Origin of the sequence: Mobilicoccus caccae, from assembly GCF_030161635.1 — a bacterium.
GTDB lineage: Bacteria > Actinomycetota > Actinomycetes > Actinomycetales > Dermatophilaceae > Mobilicoccus > Mobilicoccus caccae.
This window is the reverse complement of record NZ_BSUO01000001.1, coordinates 3,972,168-3,993,069: the sequence shown is the minus strand read 5'-3', so window position 1 is coordinate 3,993,069 and position 20,902 is coordinate 3,972,168. Positions and strand designations below refer to the sequence as shown.

The 20,902-nt window shown below is 71.1% G+C and carries 19 protein-coding genes and 2 pseudogenes; 10 read left to right on the top strand and 11 right to left on the bottom strand.

Features of this window, described 5'->3' with window-relative positions:
• Nucleotides 1-13: 13 nt before the first annotated feature.
• From QQK49_RS19660 to QQK49_RS19650, 3 genes are read right to left on the bottom strand one after another with little or no spacing between them, the layout of a single operon-like run.
• A complete protein-coding gene (locus tag QQK49_RS19660) occupies nt 14-1,168 on the bottom strand; it encodes an NAD(P)/FAD-dependent oxidoreductase (protein ID WP_284305467.1) in 1,155 nt (384 codons plus the stop codon).
• Complete coding sequence (locus QQK49_RS19655) at nt 1,165-3,384, bottom strand: thiamine pyrophosphate-dependent enzyme (RefSeq protein ID WP_284305466.1); 2,220 nt, start codon at nt 3,382-3,384, stop codon at nt 1,165-1,167. The genes QQK49_RS19660 and QQK49_RS19655 overlap by 4 nt, the downstream gene beginning before the upstream one ends.
• Entirely contained in the window at nt 3,381-4,562 is a 1,182-nt protein-coding gene (locus QQK49_RS19650) for a Glu/Leu/Phe/Val family dehydrogenase (RefSeq protein ID WP_284305465.1), read from the bottom strand. The genes QQK49_RS19655 and QQK49_RS19650 overlap by 4 nt, the downstream gene beginning before the upstream one ends.
• A 441-nt stretch (nt 4,563-5,003) precedes the next feature.
• Here QQK49_RS19650 and QQK49_RS19645 point away from each other — a divergent pair, with 441 nt between their 5' ends.
• The 5 genes from QQK49_RS19645 (at nt 5,004) to QQK49_RS19625 (ending at nt 9,185) form a co-directional block, all read left to right on the top strand.
• Nucleotides 5,004-6,023: an ornithine cyclodeaminase family protein gene (locus QQK49_RS19645; protein ID WP_284305464.1), complete on the top strand. Its 1,020-nt coding sequence runs from the start codon at nt 5,004-5,006 to the stop codon at nt 6,021-6,023.
• A 197-nt stretch (nt 6,024-6,220) separates the two neighbouring features.
• Entirely contained in the window at nt 6,221-6,997 is a 777-nt protein-coding gene (locus QQK49_RS19640; RefSeq protein WP_284305463.1) for an amino acid ABC transporter ATP-binding protein, read from the top strand.
• Nucleotides 6,994-7,638: an amino acid ABC transporter permease gene (locus QQK49_RS19635; RefSeq protein WP_284305462.1), complete on the top strand. Its 645-nt coding sequence runs from the start codon at nt 6,994-6,996 to the stop codon at nt 7,636-7,638. The genes QQK49_RS19640 and QQK49_RS19635 overlap by 4 nt, the downstream gene beginning before the upstream one ends.
• Nucleotides 7,638-8,285 carry an amino acid ABC transporter permease gene (locus QQK49_RS19630; protein WP_284305461.1) on the top strand — a complete coding sequence of 216 codons (648 nt, stop codon included), beginning with the start codon at nt 7,638-7,640 and terminating at the stop codon, nt 8,283-8,285. The genes QQK49_RS19635 and QQK49_RS19630 overlap by 1 nt, the downstream gene beginning before the upstream one ends.
• A 60-nt stretch (nt 8,286-8,345) precedes the next feature.
• Nucleotides 8,346-9,185 carry a substrate-binding periplasmic protein gene (locus QQK49_RS19625; RefSeq protein ID WP_284305460.1) on the top strand — a complete coding sequence of 280 codons (840 nt, stop codon included), beginning with the start codon at nt 8,346-8,348 and terminating at the stop codon, nt 9,183-9,185.
• Nucleotides 9,186-9,496: 311 nt separating this feature from the next.
• Here QQK49_RS19625 and QQK49_RS19620 read toward each other — a convergent pair whose 3' ends face one another.
• On the bottom strand, nt 9,497-10,876 hold the full coding sequence (locus QQK49_RS19620; RefSeq protein ID WP_284305459.1) for an HNH endonuclease signature motif containing protein: 1,380 nt from the start codon (nt 10,874-10,876) through the stop codon (nt 9,497-9,499).
• A 407-nt stretch (nt 10,877-11,283) separates the two neighbouring features.
• Here QQK49_RS19620 and QQK49_RS19615 point away from each other — a divergent pair, with 407 nt between their 5' ends.
• Nucleotides 11,284-12,207 (top strand): LysR family transcriptional regulator, encoded by a 924-nt coding sequence (locus QQK49_RS19615; RefSeq protein WP_284305458.1) that lies wholly within the window; start codon nt 11,284-11,286, stop codon nt 12,205-12,207.
• A gap of 2 nt (nt 12,208-12,209) precedes the next feature.
• On the opposite strand, the gene QQK49_RS23465 is transcribed toward QQK49_RS19615, so the two are convergent.
• Nucleotides 12,210-12,401, bottom strand: a complete 192-nt coding sequence (locus QQK49_RS23465) for a TetR-like C-terminal domain-containing protein (RefSeq protein WP_431310601.1) — start codon at nt 12,399-12,401, stop codon at nt 12,210-12,212.
• An 89-nt stretch (nt 12,402-12,490) separates the two neighbouring features.
• Nucleotides 12,491-12,916: pseudogene (locus QQK49_RS23460) on the bottom strand (TetR/AcrR family transcriptional regulator); the annotation flags it as partial.
• 213 nt (nt 12,917-13,129) lie between these two features.
• Here QQK49_RS23460 and QQK49_RS19605 point away from each other — a divergent pair.
• Nucleotides 13,130-13,843, top strand: coding sequence for a DUF2306 domain-containing protein (locus QQK49_RS19605; protein WP_284305457.1), 714 nt, complete (start codon nt 13,130-13,132; stop codon nt 13,841-13,843).
• Nucleotides 13,844-13,934: 91 nt separating this feature from the next.
• Complete coding sequence (locus QQK49_RS19600) at nt 13,935-14,486, top strand: dihydrofolate reductase family protein (RefSeq protein WP_284305456.1); 552 nt, start codon at nt 13,935-13,937, stop codon at nt 14,484-14,486.
• A 122-nt stretch (nt 14,487-14,608) separates the two neighbouring features.
• Here QQK49_RS19600 and QQK49_RS19595 read toward each other — a convergent pair whose 3' ends face one another.
• Nucleotides 14,609-15,133 (bottom strand): DUF421 domain-containing protein, encoded by a 525-nt coding sequence (locus tag QQK49_RS19595; RefSeq protein ID WP_284305455.1) that lies wholly within the window; start codon nt 15,131-15,133, stop codon nt 14,609-14,611.
• A 27-nt stretch (nt 15,134-15,160) separates the two neighbouring features.
• Between QQK49_RS19595 and QQK49_RS23455 the strand changes: the two are divergent.
• Nucleotides 15,161-16,592, top strand: a pseudogene (locus QQK49_RS23455) (DUF2254 domain-containing protein).
• Nucleotides 16,589-17,365 carry a mechanosensitive ion channel domain-containing protein gene (locus tag QQK49_RS19585; protein ID WP_284305453.1) on the top strand — a complete coding sequence of 259 codons (777 nt, stop codon included), beginning with the start codon at nt 16,589-16,591 and terminating at the stop codon, nt 17,363-17,365. The pseudogene QQK49_RS23455 and the gene QQK49_RS19585 overlap by 4 nt, the downstream one beginning before the upstream one ends.
• Nucleotides 17,366-17,721: 356 nt before the next feature.
• On the opposite strand, the gene QQK49_RS19580 is transcribed toward QQK49_RS19585, so the two are convergent.
• The 4 genes from QQK49_RS19580 to QQK49_RS19565 all read right to left on the bottom strand — a co-directional run bounded on the left by QQK49_RS19580 (nt 17,722) and on the right by QQK49_RS19565 (nt 20,859).
• Complete coding sequence (locus tag QQK49_RS19580) at nt 17,722-18,582, bottom strand: serine protein kinase RIO (protein WP_284305451.1); 861 nt, start codon at nt 18,580-18,582, stop codon at nt 17,722-17,724.
• Nucleotides 18,583-18,755: 173 nt separating this feature from the next.
• A complete protein-coding gene (locus QQK49_RS19575) occupies nt 18,756-19,529 on the bottom strand; it encodes an ABC transporter permease (RefSeq protein WP_284305450.1) in 774 nt (257 codons plus the stop codon).
• The gene (locus tag QQK49_RS19570) at nt 19,526-20,296 is read right to left on the bottom strand and encodes an ABC transporter ATP-binding protein (protein WP_284305449.1); all 771 of its coding nucleotides are present in this window, start codon (nt 20,294-20,296) and stop codon (nt 19,526-19,528) included. The genes QQK49_RS19575 and QQK49_RS19570 overlap by 4 nt, the downstream gene beginning before the upstream one ends.
• Nucleotides 20,293-20,859: a TetR/AcrR family transcriptional regulator gene (locus QQK49_RS19565; protein WP_284305448.1), complete on the bottom strand. Its 567-nt coding sequence runs from the start codon at nt 20,857-20,859 to the stop codon at nt 20,293-20,295. The genes QQK49_RS19570 and QQK49_RS19565 overlap by 4 nt, the downstream gene beginning before the upstream one ends.
• Between the last annotated feature and the right edge of the window lie 43 nt (nt 20,860-20,902).

Genomic DNA, 20,902 nt, shown 5'->3' with positions numbered 1-20,902 from the left:
GGTCGGGCGTCGGTCAGACGCAGTTGCGTTCGGGCCGGTTCTCGTGGGCGAACCGGCCGACGTCGAAGCCGCCGATGTCGACGAACGGGGTCCGGCGATGGTAGAGGTCGGCCATGACCTCACCGAGCGCGGGTCCGAGCAGGAACCCGTGCCCGGAGAAGCCGGTGCAGTAGAAGAATCGGTCGACGTCGCACGCCTCGCCGACGAGGCCGTTGTGGTCGGGGGTCATCTCGTACAGACCGGCCCAGCCGGAGCTGATGCCGACGTCGGCGAGGGACGGCGCGCGGCGCTCGATGGCGTCGGCGAGGCCGGGCAGCCAGTCCTCTCCGCGGGACATCTTGAACCCGGGGGTCTCGTGCGGGTCCGACATGCCGATGAGCAGTCCGGGACCTTCGTTGTGGAAGTAGAACGACGTCGCGAAGTCGATGGTGAACGGGGTGTCCGGGGGTAGGTCGGGCACGGCCTCGCTGATGACGAGCTGCCGGCGCAGCGGTTCTACGGGCAGGTCCACGCCGAACCACTCGCCCACCGGCCGCGACCACACTCCCGCCGCGCAGACGACGGCGCCGGTCTCGATGCGACCCGCGGCGGTCTCGACGGCGCGGATCCGGCCGTCCTGCACCTCGGCCCCGGTCACGGCGCAGTGCGGGACGAGCGTGGCCCCCGCCCGACGTGCCGCGCCGGCGTACCCGAGGACGACCGATTCGGGCGTGCAGTGGCCGTCACGCGGTGAGAACGCCGCGCCGAGGAGCCCGTCGGTACAGATGTAGGGCGAGAGCCGCTCGGCCTCGGCGACGTCGATCATCCGCGAGTCGACGCCGAGGGAGTTCTGCAGCGCGACGGCCGCCTCGAAGTCGCGCAGGTCGTCCTCGTTGTCCAGGAGGAACAGGTACCCGACCTGGTGGAGGTCGATGTCCTGGCCGTACAACTCCTCGAACCGTTCGAAGACCTCCAGCGAGCGTTTGCCGAGGAGGATGTTGAGTTCGTCGGAGAACATCGCGCGGACGCCGCCCGCAGCCTTGCACGTGGACCCCGCACCGAACGAGCCCGAGTCGAGCAGAACCACCTCACCGGCGCCGCTCTTGGCCAGTTCGTAGGCGGTCGCGAGGCCGACGACGCCGCCGCCGATGACGACGACGTCGGCACGAGAGGGCACCGCTGTGCTCATGACTGCTCCTTTGCAGTAGGGGTCGCGTGCAGGGCGGAGACGATGGTGTCCTCCGACAGCAGGACGGTGTTCGCGGCGGGTCCGAGGGGAATGATGCTGTCCTCCCCGGCGACCCGCTGGAGAATTCCGCCGTATCCGCCGTCGACGAGCGCGGTGATCACGGCCTGGGAGACGCCTCCGCTGCGGCGGGTCTCGTCGACCACGAGAACACGATCGAACCGGGCGGCCTCGGCCAGGAGGTGCTCGGTGGGCAGGGGCGCGAGCCACCGCAGGTCGAGGACGGTCGCCTGCGGACCTCCGTCGGCGGCCACGCGGGCCGCGGCGCGCAGGCTCATCGGCACCCCGTTGCCGAAGGTGACGACGAGGACGTCCTCACCGTCGCCGTGCGTCGTGCCGCGGCCGAGCCGCGCGTGGGAGTGCTCGCCGGAGCCGGGGCTCACATAGGGCGCGGTCCAGGCGCCGTCGCCGGGGTGCAGGTCACGGGTGTGGTAGAGCGCGATGGGCTCGACGAACACGCCGACCCGACTGTCCTGTACCGCCGCCCCGGCGAGCGCGCGGAGCAGCCCGGGCGCCTCGGCGGCGCTGCTCGGCACGGCCACGAGCAGGCCGGGGATGTCGAGGAGCACCGCCAGGGAGTTGTCGTTGTGGAAGTGCCCTCCGAAGCCCTTCTGGTAGGCGAGCCCGGCGATGCGGACGACCATGCCGTTGGCGTACCGCCCGTCGGAGAAGAACCGCAGGGTCGCCGCCTCGCCGCGGAGTTGGTCCTCGGCATTGTGCAGGTAGGCGAGGTACTGGATCTCGGGGATGGGCAGGCCCCCGGCGAGCGCGAGGCCGAGCGCGGTGCCGAGGACGGACTCCTCGTCGAGCAGGGTGTCGAAGACGCGGGTGGCGCCGAACGCGCGCCGCAGTCCGCGGGTCACGCCGTAGACGCCGCCCTTGACGCCGACGTCCTCACCGAACACCGTCGCGGCGGGTTGGGCGGCGAGGAGATCGGCGAGGGTCGCGTTGATCGACTGCGCGAGCGTGAGCGCGCCGGCGGCCTCGGGCAGGCGGCCTCGGAAGGCGTCCTCGCGCACGGAGGCGTCGGCGGCCGTGTCGCAGGCGCCGACCGCGGCGGCCGTGGCCTCACCGACGGCCAGCGGGGCCATGACCTCGGCGGCGGTGGTCAGGCGACGCACGGGCAGGAGCTGCTCGATGCGCGCGAGGACGCGGGTGCGCGTGGCCTCGTAGCGGTCGAGGAGCTCCGCGGGCGTGTGGGCGCCGCGGCCGACGAGCTCCCGGGCCGTGGCGAGCAACGGGTCTGCGGCGTAATCGGATTCGATGTCGCGGCTGCTGCGGTAGGCGACCTCGGCGTCGGAGCCGGCGTGACCCATGAAGCGCACGGTGCGCAGGTGGAGGATGACCGGCCGGCGCGTCTGTCGCACCCGCTGCGCCGCCTCGCGCGCCACCACCAGGGCCCGCGCGGGATCGTCGCCCGCGGCGTCCACGACCTCGATGCCCGGCCAGCTCCTCAGCATGGTCTGCGTCCACCCGGCGGGGGTCTTCACGCTGATGCCGATCCCGTTGTCCTCGCACATCACCAGCAGCGGCATCGGCACGCCCTGGTGGACGGAGTGGGCGGCGGCGTTGAGGGCCCCCACGGTGGAGGAGTGGTTGACCGAGGCGTCGCCGAGACTCGTGACGACGATCGCGTCGGCGGGGTAGGTGCCCTCGCCGCGCCCGACGCCGCGTCCGAGGGCGAAGGCCAGTCCCATCGCCCGCGGCAGGTGGGAGGCGATTGTCGAGGTCTGCGGGATGATCCCCAGCTCGGCGCGTCCGAACACCTTGTGCCGGCCGCCGGAGATGGGGTCCTCGACCGAACTCGTGAAGCTGTGGATCAGGTCATCCACGGCGTCGATGCCGGGCACCTGCGTCGCGCGGGCGCAGTAGAACCCGCCGGAGCGGTAGTGCAGCAACGCCGGGTCGGTCGGTCGGGTCGCCATCGCGACGACGGCGTTGGACTCGTGCCCGGCCGACCCGATCGTGTAGAACCCCTCACCGCGCTGCTGGAGCAGCCGGGCCGCGAAGTCGAGGTGGCGGCTGGTGCACTGCACGTCGAAGAGCGCGGACAGCTCGGCGTCGGTGACGTCGTTCGAGTCGACGTTCGAGTCGACCCGGACCCGAGGTGTCAGCTCACCGAGTGCCGTGCGCAGGTGGGTGTCGATGGGAAAGCTCACGCGGCCCCCACCCGGGAGACGGCGGCCGCCGGGCACTGGCCACGCAGCTCCATGGCCGCGAGCACCCGGGCCTGGGCCATGTCGAGAGCGGCCTGACGCGTCGTGGCGCCGGTGCGGCGCGAGCGGGCGAGCACCTCGACGGCGTTGGCGCGCAGCTTCTCGGAGACGGTCGCGAACACCTCGGCCGTGTCGACGACGAACGCCGAGGTGCGGGCGTCCATCGAGTACGCGGCGGCGATGATCCCGCCCGCGTTGGCGATGAAGTCGGGGACGACGGCGACACCGCGGTCGTGCAGGATGCGGCGGGCGTCGTCGCTGGTCGGCAGGTTCGCGCCTTCGACGACGAGACGGGCGCTGGTGCGGGCGGCGACGTCGGCGTCGATCACGTCCTGGCGGGCGGCCGGGACGAGGATGTCGCAGTCGAGGTCGAGGGCGGCGTCGACGTGCTGCAGGCCCCCGGCTCCGGCGGCGGCGCGCAGGGCCTCGTCGCCGGCCACGACCCGGTCGGCCGTCAGCGCGGCGACGTCGAGGCCGTCGGGGTCGGCCAGCGTGCCGAGTGCGTTGGAGACGCCGACGACGCGGGCACCGAGCTCGGACAGGCGCGCGGCGGCCGCGGCACCGACGGCGCCGAAGCCCTGGATGACGACGCGCGCCCCGACCAGGGGCAGGTCGATGTCGGCGGCGACGGCCTGTGCGGCCTCGGCGACTCCGTACCCGGTGATGCCGAGCTGGTCGTAGGGCGTTCCGCCGAGGGCCCGCGGGAGACCGGTGGCCACGCCGCGACTACGCAGTTCGTCGACGAAGATCGCCGCGTCGGCCTCGGCCAGCCCCATGTCCAGGCCGAAGACGTACTCCGCCGGGACCTCGTCGGCCAGCGCCCGCGCGAAGGCCCGCAGGACGGCCTCCTTGTCGGCGCGACGCGGGTCGCCGAGGATGCCGGCCTTCGCGCCGCCGTAGAACAGATCGACGGCAGCCCACTTCCACGTCATCGTCCGCGCGAGCCGCGCCACCTCACCCACGGTCAGCGTGGCGCTCATCCGCGTTCCGCCCTTGCCCATGCCCCGGGCGGTGTTGTCGATGACGAGCACGCCACGCATCCCGGTCCGGCGATCGGAGACGCACACGATCTTCTCGGGGCCCCAGTCGTCCATGAGGTCGAACAGGTCGGTGTCGCTCACACGGTCCTCGCTTCGTCGCGGCGGCTGATCGTCTCCGGCGCCGTGGGTGCGGTGCACGGCCTCGGCGCCGGGGACGTTGGGAAACACCCTGCAACCGCACCCGGCCACCGCGACAGGGGGGCGAGGGCGCCAGGTCGTAACTCCAGGGACAGGGTTGCTGATGCTGTCACCCTCGGGGGCGCATGAACGGGATCGGCAGGGGCGGCCCTCCGATGCCGTCGATGCGTGGGGACGTCGGTGGTCGACGTCGCGGGCACCTCGGGTGAGGACGCCGGATGCTGGTCCTGGCCCGAGGATCCGTGGTGCTCGGCGGCATTTCCGCAGCCTGCGGGTCCAGGGAGCTCCACCGGCGCGGACCCCGTGTGCGCGGGTGAGGACGCGGGGCGCGTGGGGCGGTTACGGTCACGGCCACACGCGCCGTGCCCGCCCGAAAGGACACCCATGAGCACCCACCCCTCCCCGACCACCGACCGCCCCGCCGGTGAGGGCCTGCTCGTCCTCGACGCCGCGACGATCACGGAGCTCTATCCGCCGGAGGTCGCCATCGAGTCCCAGCGGCGGGCCTTCACCCAACTCGGCCTCGGCGTCGCCCAGCAGCCCGAGCGCCTCCTCATGGACGGACCCGGCGGGTCGAGCACCTTCTGCTACGCCGCCAAGATCGCCCCGGACGCCCCGAGCGTCAGCAAGTTCGGCTCGGTGGTGCCCGCCAACGCCCGCCGTGGCCTGCCGAGCATCTCGGCGGTGGTCATGGTCCTCGATGCCGAGACAGGTACTCCTGCTGCGCTACTCGACGGGACGACGGTGACCACCCTGCGCACCGCTGCGGCGTCGGCGGCCGCGGTCGAGCGCCTGGCCGTGGCGGGGGCGGACGTCCTCGCGGTCGTCGGCACCGGGGTCCAGGCCGAGGCGCACGCGCGGCTCATCAGCCATGCCCTGCCGCTGCGCGAGGTGCGCATTGCCGGGCTGGACCGACAGGAGGCGCGGGGCCTCGCGGGTCGCCTCGCCGATCTCGACGTGACCACCGTCGCCTGCGACTGGGCGTGTGAGGCGTGCGCGGGCGCCCAGGTCGTCGCCCTGTGCACGACGAGTCTCGATCCGGTCCTCGACGACGGGGACGTCGCCGCCGGCACGACGGTCGTCACGGTCGGGTCCTTCGCCCCGGACCGTGCCGAGGTGCCCACCGCGCTCATGGCGGGGGCCGACCTCGTCGTCGTCGACCACCGCGAGATCGCCGTGGCCCAGGCCGGTTCGGTCGTGCGCGCCCACGCCGAGGGTGTGCTCGCGCACGACGAGCTGGTCGAACTCGGCGCGATCTTCGCCGGCAGCCACCCCGGACGCACGGGCTCCGAGCAGATCGTCGTCCACAACAGCGTCGGCATCGGGGTGCAGGACGCCGCCGCCGCGGAGGCCATCCTGCACGCCGCGTCGGTCGCCGGACGCGGCCATCGGGTGTCGTTGTGACGACTCGTCGCCGGGCCCCGCGAGCGCCGGTCCGGCGGGTCGAGCATTAGCGAACCTGGCGGGGCGGTCCACAAACGCTCGGCCTGGAACACCTGTTGCCCACTCCCCGACGTCGGGCAGGGTGAGCGGATCAAGGACGAGCCGTGACCGCGGTCACAAGCGCCGTCGCCACCTGTCACCGACGAGAGGTCGAAGCGATGAACGTCGCTCCCAGGCGGGAGAACGCCGGCACGGCGATCCACTGTGATCGTGTCGACAAGTCCTTCGGCGCCCACAAGGTCCTCGACCAGGTCAGCCTGTCGGTGCGCGAGGGCGAGGTCGTCGCGATGATCGGCCCCAGCGGCGCCGGCAAGTCCACCTTCCTGCGTTGCATCAACCTCCTCGAACGCCCCGACAGCGGCACCATCACGGTCGAGGGCCACACCATCGACGTCGGCTCCGACTTCAGCAAGAAGGACCTCGCTGCCCTCCGCCGCAGCGTCGGCATGGTCTTCCAGTCGTTCAACCTCTTCCCCCACCTGACGGTGCTGAGGAACGTCGCCCTCCCCCAGATGCGGGTCCTACTGCGCAGCAAGGGCGAGGCGGAGGAGCGAGCGATGGCGCTGCTCGAGCGGGTCGGCCTGCAGGACAAGGCCGGTCAGTACCCGGCGCGCTGTTCCGGGGGCCAGCAGCAGCGCGTCGCGATCGCGCGGGCCCTGGCACTCGACCCGAATGTCATGCTCTTCGACGAGCCCACCTCGGCCCTCGACCCCGAGGTGGGTCTCGAAGTCCTCGCCGTCATGCGCGAACTCGCCGGTGAGGGCATGACGATGGTCGTCGTCACCCACGAGATGCAGTTCGCGCGTGACGTCTCCGACACCCTCGTCGTCATGGCCGACGGCGGGATCATCGAGCAGGGCGACCCGCAGGCCGTCTTCACCGACCCCCAGCACGAACGGACCCGCCGGTTCCTGCGCGCGGTGGTCGATCGATGATCTTCGACGACGTCTCCGCGATCGCCCAGGGCATCCCGTACACGATCCTCGTCACCCTGGTCGGGTTCTCGATCGGCGCGGGCGGCGGGATCCCCCTCGCCCTGGCGCGACGGTCCCGGTTCGTCGTGGTGCGGGTGCTCGCGCGGGCCCTCATCGAGCTGCTGCGCGGCATCCCTCCCATTGTGTGGATCTTCCTCATCTACTTCGGCATCGGCAACGACTTCATCACCGTCGCCGAGCTGCCCGCCGCGTGCATCGCCTTCGGACTCATCTCGAGCGCCTACCTCGCCGAGATCTACCGCGGCGGTCTCAGCTCGATCCACCACGGCCAGTGGGAGGCCGGCGAGGCCCTCGGCATGAGCTCGCGCGCCCAACTGATCGACGTCATCGGCCCGCAGGTCGTGCGTCAGGCCGTACCCGCGGCGGCGACGTACGGCGTGGGCCTCATCAAGGACAGTTCGATCGCGTTCACCATCGGCGTCACCGACGTCGTCTTCTTCGCCGACAGCGCGGCCAAGCAGTCGGGCAACCCGATGACCCCCTACCTCATCGCGGCCGTGTTCTACATGGCCATCACCGTGCCCTGCGCGTGGGGTGCCCGCACCCTCGACTCCCGGATGCGTCGGAAGGTGGCCCGCTGATGTTCGCCGACTGGCTCACCTATCTGCCCGCGCTCGGCACCGGGCTCGTCACCAGCGTCCAGGTGACGATCGCCTCCCTGGTCCTGGGGTTGCCGTTCGGGTTGCTGCTCGCCCTTGGCGCGAGCAGCGAGAACGGTCTCCTGCGCTCCGCGGTCATCGCCCTGGTCGAGCTCGGCCGCGGGACCCCCGCACTGGTCGTCCTGCAGATCTTCTACTTCGGCATGCCCGGATTCGGGCTCACCCTCAGCTCGTTCGTCTCGGCCGTCATCGCCCTGGCCCTGACCACCGGTGCCTACACCTCCGAGATCATCCGCGGTGGCCTGCAGGCCGTCCCGGCGGGTGAGGTCGAGGCGGCGGACGCGCTCGGGATGTCGCACCTGGACACGCTGCGGTACGTCGTCATCCCCCAGGGCCTGCGGATCGCGGTGCCACCGCTGCTCGGCTTCGCCATCCTCATCTTCCAGGCGACCTCGCTCGCCTACACGATCGCGCTGCCCGAGCTGCTCGGCGCCGCGTACAGCATCGGCTCGACCACCTTCCGGTACCTGTCGGTCCTCACCCTCGCGGGACTCATGTACGCCGCCGTGACCATCCCCATGAGCCTGCTCACCGACCGCATCACCGCCCGCATGTCGCGACACCTCTGACGCACCGCCGTCTCTGCTCCACCGCCGTTTCTCGCTCCACCTGACGAAAGGCCCGAACCCATGCGCCCCACGAGGACAACGCTGTCCGCCGCCTCCCTCCTGCTGATCTCGACCGGTCTCGCGGCGTGTGGGGGTGGTGGGCAGAACGACGCCGCCGGCCAGAACTGCACGCCTCAGCACACGTTCGAGACCGTGACCAAGGGCAAGCTCACCGTGGCGGGGTACGACCTGCCGCCGTTCGGGGCCCGCGACGGTGACGGGATGAAGGGCGTCGACGCCGACATCCTCGAGCACATCGCGCAGAAGGAGTGCCTGCAGATCGAGGCCAAGTGGATGGCGCCCGCCGCCGTCATCCCCACGGTGCAGAGCGGTCGCGCCGACACCGGCATCCCGGACTGGTACCGCACCAAGGCGCGCTCGGAGATCGTCTCCCTCACCGACCCCATGTACCTCGACCAGATGGCGATCTCCTCCAAGGAGGCCATCTCCAAGATCTCCGACCTCAAGGGCAAGCAGGTCGGCACGGTCGACGGGTACCTGTGGGTCGACGACCTCAAGAAGTACCTGGGTGGGAGCCTCAAGATCTACCCCTCGACCGTCAACCTCAACCAGGACCTCAAGGCCGGTCGGATCGCGATCGCCGTCGACAGCTTCGGGTCTCAGAAGGCCACGAACCCCGACATGAAGATCAGCGTCGCCGAGCCCGAGCCGACGGTCGCCGCCTCGAAGGAGGCCGCCCAAGCCGCGTTCCCCGTGCCTAAGCAGAACACGGCCCTGCTGGAGGCGTTCAACGCCCACATCAAGCAGATGCACGAGGACGGCACCCTCGCCAAGATCCTCAAGGACAACGGACTCGACGAATCCGCCGTCGAGGTCGGCGAACCCCGACTCATCGGCTGACCCGCCCCTGCCGGGCGTCGTCCGGCTGTCGCAACGTGGACTCCCGGGCGCATCCCGCACATGCTCGGGGAAGGCACGTTCGTCGCGCCGGACGACGGCGGGCACCGGCTTCGTCACGGAGACGCGCCGTCCACGTAGCTGGGATGTCCGACATCGACGAACGAACGCTGGCGACGGCGACGGCAGGACGACGGCTCGGGGAGACGGCAGGCCGACTCGTCCGCCGACCACTCCCGACACAGCACCGGACGTCGACAGGGCGATGATCCCGACCGTCGCCTCCGGCACGGCGCGAATCATCGCGACGCCATTCATGCCGTGCCTGCCAAGGGCGTGTCGGGGCGTGGACGGTTGCCGATGGGTGTGCCGTCGGATCTGACCCAGTGGACTTCGTCGTCGTCGACGGTGGCGGTATGTCCTTTGCGGTGGACTTCGACGTGATGATGTCGACAGAGCAGGGCGAGGTTGTTCAGGTCGGTTCGTCCGCCGGCGGCCCAGTGCGTGATGTGGTGTCCGTCGCACCAGCTCGGGGGTGCCGTGCAGCCGGGGAAGCTGCATCCCTTGTCGCGTAGTTGCAGCGCGTATCCCAGCCCGGGGGTGATGAGCCGTTTGGTGTGCCCGAGTTCGAGGAGTTCGCCCGTGCCGCCGAGGACGGCCGGGATGATCTGCGCGTCGCAGGCCAGCATCCGCACCTCGGTGGGTGAGAGCGCCTGGGCGAATCCGGTCCTCCCATAGCCTCGCTCGGTGGAGACCCGCTGCCCACCGAAAGCCCCATGGCCTGCGGAATCCCCCGCAGCGTGGTCGGCGATCCCCGAGAGCAGGTCCTGCAGCGTCATCGTGATGACGACTCTGGCCTTGGATCCCGAGCCGGGCATCGCCCGGGACGGGGTGGTCGCGCCCCCGACCAGCGCCAGCAGCGCGTCGGCGCGTCGCTGACCGGGCGTGCGTTCGTCCAGGGCGCCGTCATCGCCCGGACGGGGTGCGGAGGTGGCGTGGATCGCGGCGGTGAACACGGCCTCGGAGGCCGGGTCCAGGCGCAGCGTCGCGCACAGCATCCCGGCGTGGTCGCGGCGGAAGGCGGTGAGTTCGCGCCGCTGGTAGTCCCGTTCGTGGGCGGCGTCCAGCGCGCCGGCGGTGCCGTACTGCCCGATGACCATGTCCTCGAGGGCCTCCAGCTCGCGGCGCACCGCCCCCTCGGCGGCCCAGCCGATGAGGGTCTCCAGCAGCACGTCCCAGTCGCCGTAGTCGATCGATGAGCGCCACCGACGAAAGACCCGCGCGACCGTGGCCGCGGCCTCCATCGGCACCCGCCCCTCGATGATCGCCCGGCGCAGCACCGCCAGATCTCCCCCGTCGGGCACTGATGCGACGTCCTTGAGTTGCCGGGCCTGCGCCCGAGCCACCGGCGCGCCACCCTCACGGCTGGACTGCTCCACCCACCGATCCACCCGCGGATGGTCGGACTGGGCGATCACGCCCCGCTGGTAGGCCTCCAGCACCACCGCGGCCCGGGTGGCCTCGGCCGCCGACACCAGTGCCGATGCGGCCGCCGCCACGGCCGCGAGGTCGCCGGAGGGGATCGACACCACGGCGCGAGCGAGGTCACCCAGCTCCCGGGTGAGTCGCTCCACCTGCACCACGACAGCATCATCGGCGGGACCGATGATCGTGGTGGGTGCGGCTGTAGTCATACGTGCATCTTATCGAACAGAAATACGCCTCACAACCCTCTGACCTGCCTGTTGATAACTCCAGGCCGCCCCCGCCGCTGTGGACAAGCACCAGACCTCTTGCTCCCGAACACATTCCGACCGGCGCGATCCACGCGCCCGCCCGGACCATCCGATAATCCAGGCGGGCCTGCGTACGTGCGTGATTCGACGGCGTCCCGCATCACCTCTCACCGCCCCGAGGAAGGCGCCCCACCGCGAGCCACCCACCCGCCCGGACACCGCAGCGACTCCAGACTCCGGATGCGGAATACCGTGCCACCCGCCGCCGACAGTCCTTCCTCGGTCAGATCTACGCGCATCGATCAGACGGCCTACTGCTCCGTCATCCCGCAGGAGGAAGGCCACACCTGTGGTTGGCTTCGCCCATGCTCAACCCGCTGCATCTGCAAACCCTCGTCACCGTGCTGCGGACCGGGTCCTTCGCCGACGCGGCGCGCGAGCTCGGCTACACTCCCTCGGCCGTGTCCCAGCAGATCGCGACGCTCGAACGCAGCCTCAAGATGGTGCTCTTCGACCGGTCGGCGCGCAGCATCACCCCGACGCCGACGGCCCGTCTCCTCGCCGAGCGCTCGCGGGACAGCCTCACCGCGCTGCGGCTGCTCGAAGAGGACGTCGTCACCATGGCGCAGGGGCGTCTGGGCACGCTGCGCGTCGGCTCGTTCCCCACAGCGAGTGAACGGTTGTTGCCGGCGGCCTTCTCGCACTTTCGGGCCGCGCATCCGCAGGTGCAGATCCGGCTCGGGGAGGGTGAGACCGACGAGCTCGTCGCGCAACTCCTCGACGGGCAGATCGACGTCGCCCTCGTGTACCGCTACGACCTCGTCCCCCGCCGTATCCCCGCCGACGTCGAGACCCGGGCGCTGCTCGCCGAGGACCTGCTGCTCATCGTCCCCGAGGACCACGAGCTGCTCGGACGTGCGGTCGTCGCGTGGTCCGACCTCGCGGACGCGACCTGGATCACGACCGCCGCCGACACCGCCGGCGCGCAGTGTCTGGAACGGCTGTGCGCCCTCGCCGGTTTCGTGCCCGAGGTGAGCATGCGCAGCAACGACTACGACGTCGTGCGGCGCTTCGTCGCGAGCGGCCTCGGCGTCGCCCTCATCCCTGCGCTGGCCCGGGGCATCGGCGAGGGGCTCGGCGTGGCACCGCTCGAGGCGAGCGAGGTCCGCAGACACGTTCTCGTGCTGCATCGCCACGAACGTCTCAACCCGGCCGTCGCCGGGTTCCTCGCCTCCCTCGCCCACGCCGCCTCCCAGGTGTGCGGGGAACATCTGCGCCCGGCCGGGTGAGGTCACCCACCCCCGGTCGAGCTCGCGTCGACCCGGGCGACCAGGGCCTCCACCTCGCGGTCGAAGAGGGCGTCCGTGTCGAGCTGCATGGCCACAAAACTGCCCCCGCATTCCAGGCTGACGACGCCGTGAAGACACGACCACACCGACACAGCGAGGCCGAACAGCGCACTGCCCGCGCCGCGCTCGGCCAAGACCGCGTCATGCGAGTAGACCGGCGGTCCCCCCGCCGAGTCGGCGTCTCCCCGCTCGCGCCCTCGAGCGCAGGGGTCGAGGAGGCCAACGCCGCGAGGAGGATGCCCATCAGCGACCGGGCCGCGGTCGCCAGCTCGTCGGCATGCGCGTCGTAACCCGGGATGGGTGGCTTGAAGAGCAGCTCGTAGCGATGCGGTTGGGCGAGGGCCCAGTGACGGTAGGCCCGAGCCAGACGCGCGACCGGGCCGGCTGGGGCCGCTGAGGGCGGCGTCGACGGCGGCACGGTGTCGAGCGCGAGCGCCAGGGCATCGCGCAGATCCTGGTAGGCGTCGATGACCAGCGCGGTCAGCAACTCATCGCGTCCGGCGAAGTAGCGATACAGCGCCGGCCCCGACACCCCCAACTCCTTGGCGATCGCATTGAGCGAGATCGCCTGAGCGCCACCCGTGGCGAGCTGACTCAGGGCCGCCTGTTTGACGTCGTCGCGCACCTGTGCCCGAAAGCGCGCACGCATCGGGTTGGCGGTCGGTCCGCTGGGCATCGGCGCCTCCTCGGGTGACTCGGCCGGTGGCCGACGGGTGGGTCCGTCGCGGTGATATCGCAGCGCGCCATCGTGGGTCGACTCGCCGCGACGGCTTGTGCCGCACACGGATGTAAGGCACCATCATAGTTGTTAGAGCCTCTAACAGCACGTCGACGAGCAGCGTTTTCCCACCAAGAGCCAGCCATGCAACGCAACCCCTCGACCACGCTCTCTCGACGACGACGGCAGGTGCCCTGGGCGGTGATGGCGCTGGCCGCCCTCGGGACTGTCGCCTTCGCCGTGCCCCCCACCCTCAGCAGCGACCCCGCGGCCAGCCGCGTGCCCATCGACCCCGACGTCGCCTGGCACGCCCTCACCCTCACCGTGCATGCGCTGCCCGGAGGGCTCGCGCTCGCACTCGGCCCGCTGCAGTTCCTGACCCGTCTGCGGGCCCGCCGACCGCACGTGCATCGGATCGTCGGGCGGGTCTACCTCGGGTCGGTCGTGGTCGCGGCGGTGGTGTCCCTCTTCGCCGCGCTCTACTCACTGAGCGGGCTGTCGGCCCAGGTCGCCTTCGCGCTCCTGACCGTCCTGTGGCTCTACACCGCCTACCGCGGGTACACGAGCATCCGTCACGGCCAGATCAAGGCCCATCGGATCTGGATGACCCGCAACTACGCCCTCACCTACAGCGCCGTGGCCCTGCGGGTCTTCCTGCTCGCCGGCGTGGTCCTCAAACGAAATGTGGCGCCCGACCTGCCGTTCGATCAGATCTACACGACGAGCGCCTGGGCGGCCATCCTGGTCAACCTGGTCGTGGTCGAGTACGTCATCCTGCGCCGGGTGACCATGCCACCGACCGTTCGCGAACGTCTCCGCCCCGCCGTCGGGTCCACGCCGGTCGCCACGCCCGCCTGACCCGGCCCTCTGCTCCCTCCGGGGAGGCGCCCCTTGACCTCACTGGCGATCAGCGTTGGGCTGTGAGCACACGCTCCCCTCAGGAGGCTCCATGCGCACGCTCGCGATCACCCAGAACATCACGCTCGACGGCGCGGTCGAGATGCTCGGAGACTGGTTCGACCCACAGACCCAGATGGACGACCCGCGCATGGAGGCGGAGACGCGGCGTCAGGACGACGCCTGCGACGCCGTCCTCCTCGGGCGGCAGACGTTCACGGACTTCCGCGGGTACTGGCCGCAGAACGCCGACGACGAGACCGGCATCTCGGGCTACCTCGACACGGTCGAGAAGTACGTCGTGTCACGCACGCTCACCGACCCGGGGTGGCAGAACTCGACGATCCTCTCGGGGGAGCCGGTGTCGCAGGTCGCCCGGCTCAAGGACACCGACGGAGGCGACATCGTCGTCACCGGCAGCATCACCCTGTGCCACGCCCTCCTCGTCGCCGGGCTCGTGGACGAACTGCGCCTCTTCACCTACCCGGTCGTGCAGGGCGAGGGGCGGCGCCTCTTCCCGGCCGGCTTCACCGCCTCCCCGCGGTTGCTCGAGTCCATGAGCTTCGCCGACCGGATCGTGTACTCCCGCTACGCCCTGCGGTGACACCGGCGGCGGTGATCGAGGACGGAGCTGACCCGGGTCCACGCGTCGGGGATCACGCATGGGCACACGGGTTCCTCCCGCAGGTGGACCTCGACCGCCCCCGACCCGGTCGCAGACCCGGGTCAGGCCCCCGGTTCGTCCCCCACCCGGCCGGGCCCACGGTGGCGCTGCTCCGACACGTGCGGCACACCCGGCAGAACGCTGAGGGTGCCGTCCGTCTCGAGCACCACCGCGGACACCTCGTCGAGGTCGGTCTTGCCGCTCGAACGGGCAGCCTGTCGGATCTCGTCCTCGGTGACCCGAGCCCGGCGCATCGGACCGGCGAGGAACCCGTTCCGGTAGAGGAGCGTCGGTTCCGACTTGACGAGCCGTTCGACTGCGCGACTGCGAGTCGAGAGCCAGGCCACGACGTACTGCAGCGCGACGAGCAGCAGCATGGCGAGGACGCCTTCGGCGAGGGCGACGTCGGCGGACAGCAGCACGGTCGCCAGGGTGGAGCCGAGGGCGACGGTGACGACGAAGTCGAAGGCGTTGAGCTTGGCCAGGGTCCGCTTGCCGGAGACACGGAGCAGCGCGATGAGGGCGACGTAGGCGCACGTGCCGACGACGAGGACGCGGAGCAGGCCCGCCCAGTCGTCGAAGAACACGCCGACTCCCTCCTTCGGCCGCGGTTGATGATGTCCCGCGGTCGCTGTCCGACGAGTATGCCCGCCAGGACGCCGGACCGCGCGCGGCACCAGGGGGCTGCCCTGCGTCGGGTCGTCGAGGCGGGCATGATGCTCGGGTCCGTGACATCACGACGTCGAGCTCGCAGGAGGAACCCGATGACGAAGACCGCGGAGGCGACGCGCGCCCGCGGGGGCACCCCGAACGTCGAGGGCTCGTCGTGGTGGCGGGACCTGTGGAGGCCGTTCTGGGCCGTTCCCGTCGCGTGCGCCACGGGCGCGGTCCTGCTCGGGGTACTGCTGCCCCTGCTCGACGAGGGGCTGCAGACCGAGGTGCCCTACGTCTTCCAGGGCGGGCCTGCGGGGGCTCGTGGCCTGCTGGGGACGATCGCCACCGGCATGATCTCGATGACAGGTCTCGTCTTCTCGATCACCATGGTCGTCCTCCAGCTCGCGAGCAGCCAGTTCACCCCCGCGCGCTCGGGGGTTTCTCGACAGCCGCATCACGCAGGCCACCCTCGGCGTGTTCACCGCGAGCTTCGTCTTCGCGCTCACCGTGACGCGGGCGGTGCGCGGCGACTACGGCGAGACCGGAACGTTCGTGCCACAGGTGTCCGTGACCGTCGCGTTCGGGCTGGTGCTCGCCAGCGTCGGCCTCTTCCTCGCGTTCATCCACCACATCACGACTTCGATCCAGGTCTCGCAGGTGATCTCCCGGATCGGCGAGCACACGCTGGATCTCGCCGACGCGATGTACCCCGAGAACGCGATCGACGGAGAAGTCGAGACCGGACCCACCTGGTCGCCCGATCCGGGCGCCCCTCGGGTGGCCGTCTCGACGCGCACGCGGCACGGCGCGCTGACGTTCGTCGACTACGACGCCCTCGTCAGCTTCGCGACGGAGCACGACGCCGTGGTGACGATCGACCGCCCGGTGGGGCAGTTCCTCACCGAGGGCCAGGACATGCTCCGGGTCTGGGGCGTGGACGCCCTCGATGAGGAGTCCCGCGAGAAGCTGTACACGTACGTCGGCCTGGCCTCCGAGCGGCAGATGCGTCAGGACGTCGCGTTCGGCATCCGGCAGCTCGTCGACATCGCCGAGCGGGCGCTCTCCCCCGGCATCAACGACCCGACGACGGCGACCCAGTGCATCGACGAACTGCACCGCATCCTGCGCCGCCTCGTGGGCCGCGAGTCACCGAGCCCCTACATCACCGACGCCGGCGGGCGGGTCCGCGTTGTCCACGATCCCCAATCGATCGAGGGGCACATCCGGCTCGCCGTCGAGGAGATCGCCCACTACGGCTCCGACTCCGTGCAGATCCCTGCCCGCTTGCGCGACATGCTCGACGACCTCGAGACCGCCGCGGCGCAGCGTTACGTTCCCGCGATCCGCCGCGCCCGCGAACTGGTCGACGGGACCGACGGTGGCGCCGGATGATCGCCCTCGACCTGCCACCCGTGACCTTGGCCGGTGCCGGGCTGGGGCTGGCCACCGTGGGCGCCGGCGTCCTCGTCTCGTTCGTGCTGCGCGCCGCGGTCCGGAGCAGCCTGCTGTGGCGCGGTCGTGGCCCCGCCTCCGCAGACGTCTTCGGCCGGCTCGCCGGCTGGCTCGCCGTCCTCATCGCGGTCCTCGCGGCCCTGACCATCGTCTTTCCCAGCGTCAAGCCCGTCGACATCCTCGGCGGCGTCGGTGTCGTCTCCATCGCCGCCGGCATCGCGTTCCAGACCGTGCTGGGCAACATGTTCGCCGGAATCGTCCTGCTCGCACGCGACCGTTTCCGCGTCGGCGACCAGATCGCCGTCGCCGACCATCGCGGGACGATCGTCTCGATGGGGTTGACCTCCAGCTCGATCCGCACCTTCGACGGGCGGCTGGTGCTCATCCCCAACGCGGTGCTCCACTCGGAGGTCGTCACCGTCCAGACCGGCTTCGAGCAGGTCCGCACCACGGTCGGCCTCGACGTCGACGACGCCACCGACCTGCGCCGCGCCTGCCGCGTCGCCGAGGAGGCCATGCGCGCCGAACCGCTCGTGCTCGACGAACCGGCCCCCGTGCCCTCCTCACGCAGGTCGGCACGACCACCGTCCACATCGAACTCGTCTTCTGGTCCGGGGCGACCCAGCTGGAGACCCGCGAGGCCACCCACGAGGTCATCGCCGACGTCCTGGCCGCCTTCGACGAGCACGAGGTCGTCACCGGGTCCGACGTGATCGTCATCGAACCCGGCACTCGCTTCGCACGACTACTGGACCGAGCAGGCGACGACCGCGGGAGGTCCGAGACGCGCTGAGCCGGCGAGGACGCCGCCTCTTTCCGAACGGTCGATCTGGCCGGCGGCACCTGCTGAGGGCCTCGGATGGGGAGCGGGCGCCGTGGCGCCGGCCGCCTGCGGCGCGCCTGCGTGGTTCGGTCCATCTCCGCTGCCCGGAGCGCATGGTGATCGCGGATCGCCATGTCGATGCCCTAGGACTGTTCGGTCGGTTTCTGGTGATGTCGACACCCCGCTCCCGTACCGTCCGGACCGGTCCATCTCCTCACCGACTAATCCCACCGGGACGGCGTGCCCTCACCAGGCCTGCGCGATCAGGGTGGCGAACAACTCCTGCTCGTCGACGTCGAGGCCACGCGAGCGGAACCAGGAGCACACGTTCGTGCAGTCGCGCAGGAGGAAGTCGCTGCCGGCCTGGTTGCCGATGATGTCCACGGCCTGCGGGAGGTCGATGAGGACGATCCGGTCGCCGTCGGCGAGCAGGTTGTAGGCCGACAGGTCGCCATGGGCGATCCCGGCGCGGGCCAGGCCCGCCATCGCGTCGGCGATCTGCGCGTAGTAGTCCTCGAGCAGGTCGCGATCGGGTCGGGTCTGGGCGAGCCGTGGCGCCGCCTGCCGGCCCTCGCCGATGAACTCCATGAGGATCTCCATGCCGTCGATCTGCACCGGATAGGGCACGGGAATCCCTTGCAACCAGAAGCGATTGAGCATCTCCCACTCGGCGGCCGCCCAGGCTCCGGCAGCCACTTGGCGCCCGTAGGTGCTCTTGGCGTCGACGGCACGCACATCGCGGGATCGTCGGGTGCCGCGACCCTCGGTGTAGGCGGCACTGCGGTGGAACGCGCGGTGTTCCGGGCTGCGGTAGCGCTTGGCGGCCATGATGCAGGCGCCGTCGGGTTCGAGGGGGTCACCCCGCTCGAGGAGGAAGACGTCGGCCTCCTTGCCGGTCTTGAGGATGCCGAGCTCGGTGTCGATCGCCCCTTGGCTCGTGACGACCCAGTCGGGCCGCGGCTCCGGGCCGCGTTGCAGCGGTTCGACACTCGCCCACGTCGACCAGCGCTGGTCGTCGTCGAGGTCGCCGTAGGAGTGGAAGTCGAAGGTGAAGCGCGGGTCGAGAGGTGTGGGGTCAGAGGCGTGGTCGTGCTGGTCGGTACTCACGTGCGGTGCTCCAGAGGAGAGAAGGACGGCGGGTCGAAGGCACGCCGCGGACAGTCATCGACATGTCACGTCTCCTCTCCTCGAGCACCGGTCACGTCACCGGGCACCTCCCGATTCTCGGACGACGAGCTGCGACCTGTCGACAGGTTTTCGCTGCCCGCACGCCGGACGGATCACGATCGGCCGAGTTGAAGCCGCGCCCAGGCCCGGCAGGTGGCCCAGACACCGAGCGCCCCGACGACCACCGGAAGCGTGAGCTGCAGGGGCGTCACCGTCGCCGCGGCGGCCGGCCCCGCGACACCCGCCCACAACCCCGGGGCCGACCAGGGAACCCACGCCCCCGCACCGAGCGCCACCGCGAATTGAGTACCGAGCACGGCGGCCAGGGTCGCGACGATCCCCCCGAGATAGCCGCGCGTGAGCGTCGCCACCCAGCCCGCGGGCAGGGCGGTGGCGGCGGTGAAGACCCCCAGACCCAGGACTCTGAGGACGTCACCGAACTCGGGCACCGGCAACCCGCTCAGCACACCACCCACCACCATCAGGACGGTGACGACGAGGCTCACCAGCGCCGCCCACGCCACGACCACGACCGACTTGGCGCCGGCGATGGCAGCCCGGGAGACGGGCTGGGCGAAGATCCCCACGATCGTGCCGTCGGTGAACTCACGACCGACGCACCAGCTCACGACCACCCCGAACACGAACAGACCGAGACCCGCCTCGAGCTGGGCCGCGAAGCCGAGCAGCGCGTCCCATCCGTCACCGATGATCAGGGCGCGGGCCTTGAGGGCCACGGGTCCGCCCGCGGCACCCCGCGCGAGCGCGACGAAACCGACCGAGGCCACTGGCACCACAACGGCCACCGTCACACCGGCGACCCACGCCACCGGCGAGCGCCACAGCTTGAGTGTCTCGACGCGCAGTGCCGCACCGAATCCGGTCATGGCCGCGCCACCTCGTCACCGGTCGGTTCCGCGCGTTGGTCCTCCGCGGCGAGGACGAGGTCGAAGAAGCGGCGTTCGAGGTCGGCTCCCCCGGGTTCGAGAGTGCCGACGATGCAGCCGGCGTGGAGGACGTCGATGCCGTCGGCCATCCGCGCCACCTCGTCGAGGTGATGACTCGAGACGAGGACCGCGGCGCCCCCGGCGGCGAGGTCGCGGATGAGGCCGCGCAGGCCCAGGACGGCCCTGGGGTCGAGCGCGTTGGCCGGCTCGTCGAGGATCAGTACCGCTGGCTCGTGCAGCGTGGCCGCCCCGATCGCGACCTTCTGCCTCGTGCCGAGCGACAGCGTTCGGGCGCGGCGGTCGAGCCACTTCTCCAGACCCAGGAGCTCGGCGACGGCATCGACGCGTCGTCGGGACTCCTCGCTGCTCAGACCCCGCAGGGTCGCCGCCGCGTGGAGGTTCTCGCGCGCGGTCAACTCGGGGTAGCAGAACGGCGTCTCGACGAGGTGCCCGCAGCGGCGCCACACCTGGGGCCCGGCCGTCTGCACCGGGCTGCCGAGGATCTCGACCGATCCGCGGTCGGGCCGCAGCATGCCCAGAGCGACGCGCATGAGAGTCGTCTTGCCGGCGCCGTTGAGCCCCACGAGGGCTCGGACCCTGCCGGCAGCGAGGACGAGATCGACGGAGTCGAGAACGCGGACCCGCTCGCGCCGTCTGCCGCCCGCGAGCTCGACGCCGACGCCGTCCAGGACGAGCGGCGCGGTCATGGCCGAGACCCTTGTGCGAGCGCCCGCATCGCCCCGGTGATGGCCTCACGCATGCCGAGCGCGGGGTCGGTGCCGAGGAGGAACAGGGCCGAGGTCAGTGCCCCGACGAGCGCCCCGGCGGCCGCCTCGGCCTCGAGGACCTCGGCCCCACCGTCGACGAGGGCCGCGGCGATGGCTTGTGTCGTGACCTGCTGCGATTCCCACATGCGGGCCCGCAGACCCGGGTGATTCGCGACGATGCCGAGCCGGAGTCGCATGTCCTCGTCGGCGAGGTCGGGACCCTCCCCGATGCGCTCCCAAGCCGCCAGGATGCCGCGCCGACCCCGCTCGAGCGGCGCGAGCTCCACCGGCTGGGCCCGCACGGCCTCGGCGATGAGCGGGTCGTACGGATCGCTCACGAGCACGTCGCTCTTGGACGGGAAGTGGCGGAAGAACGTCATGTGGGAGACGCCCGCCTCGTCGGCGATGCGGGTGACCGGGACCGCGTCGTAGCCCTCCGCCGCGAAGAGCCGCAGCGCGGCCTCGAGGATGCGCAGCCGGGTGCGTTCGGTTCGCGTGCTCACAGCGTCACGCTACGCCGAATGTTAGTCACTAACAATAGCCATG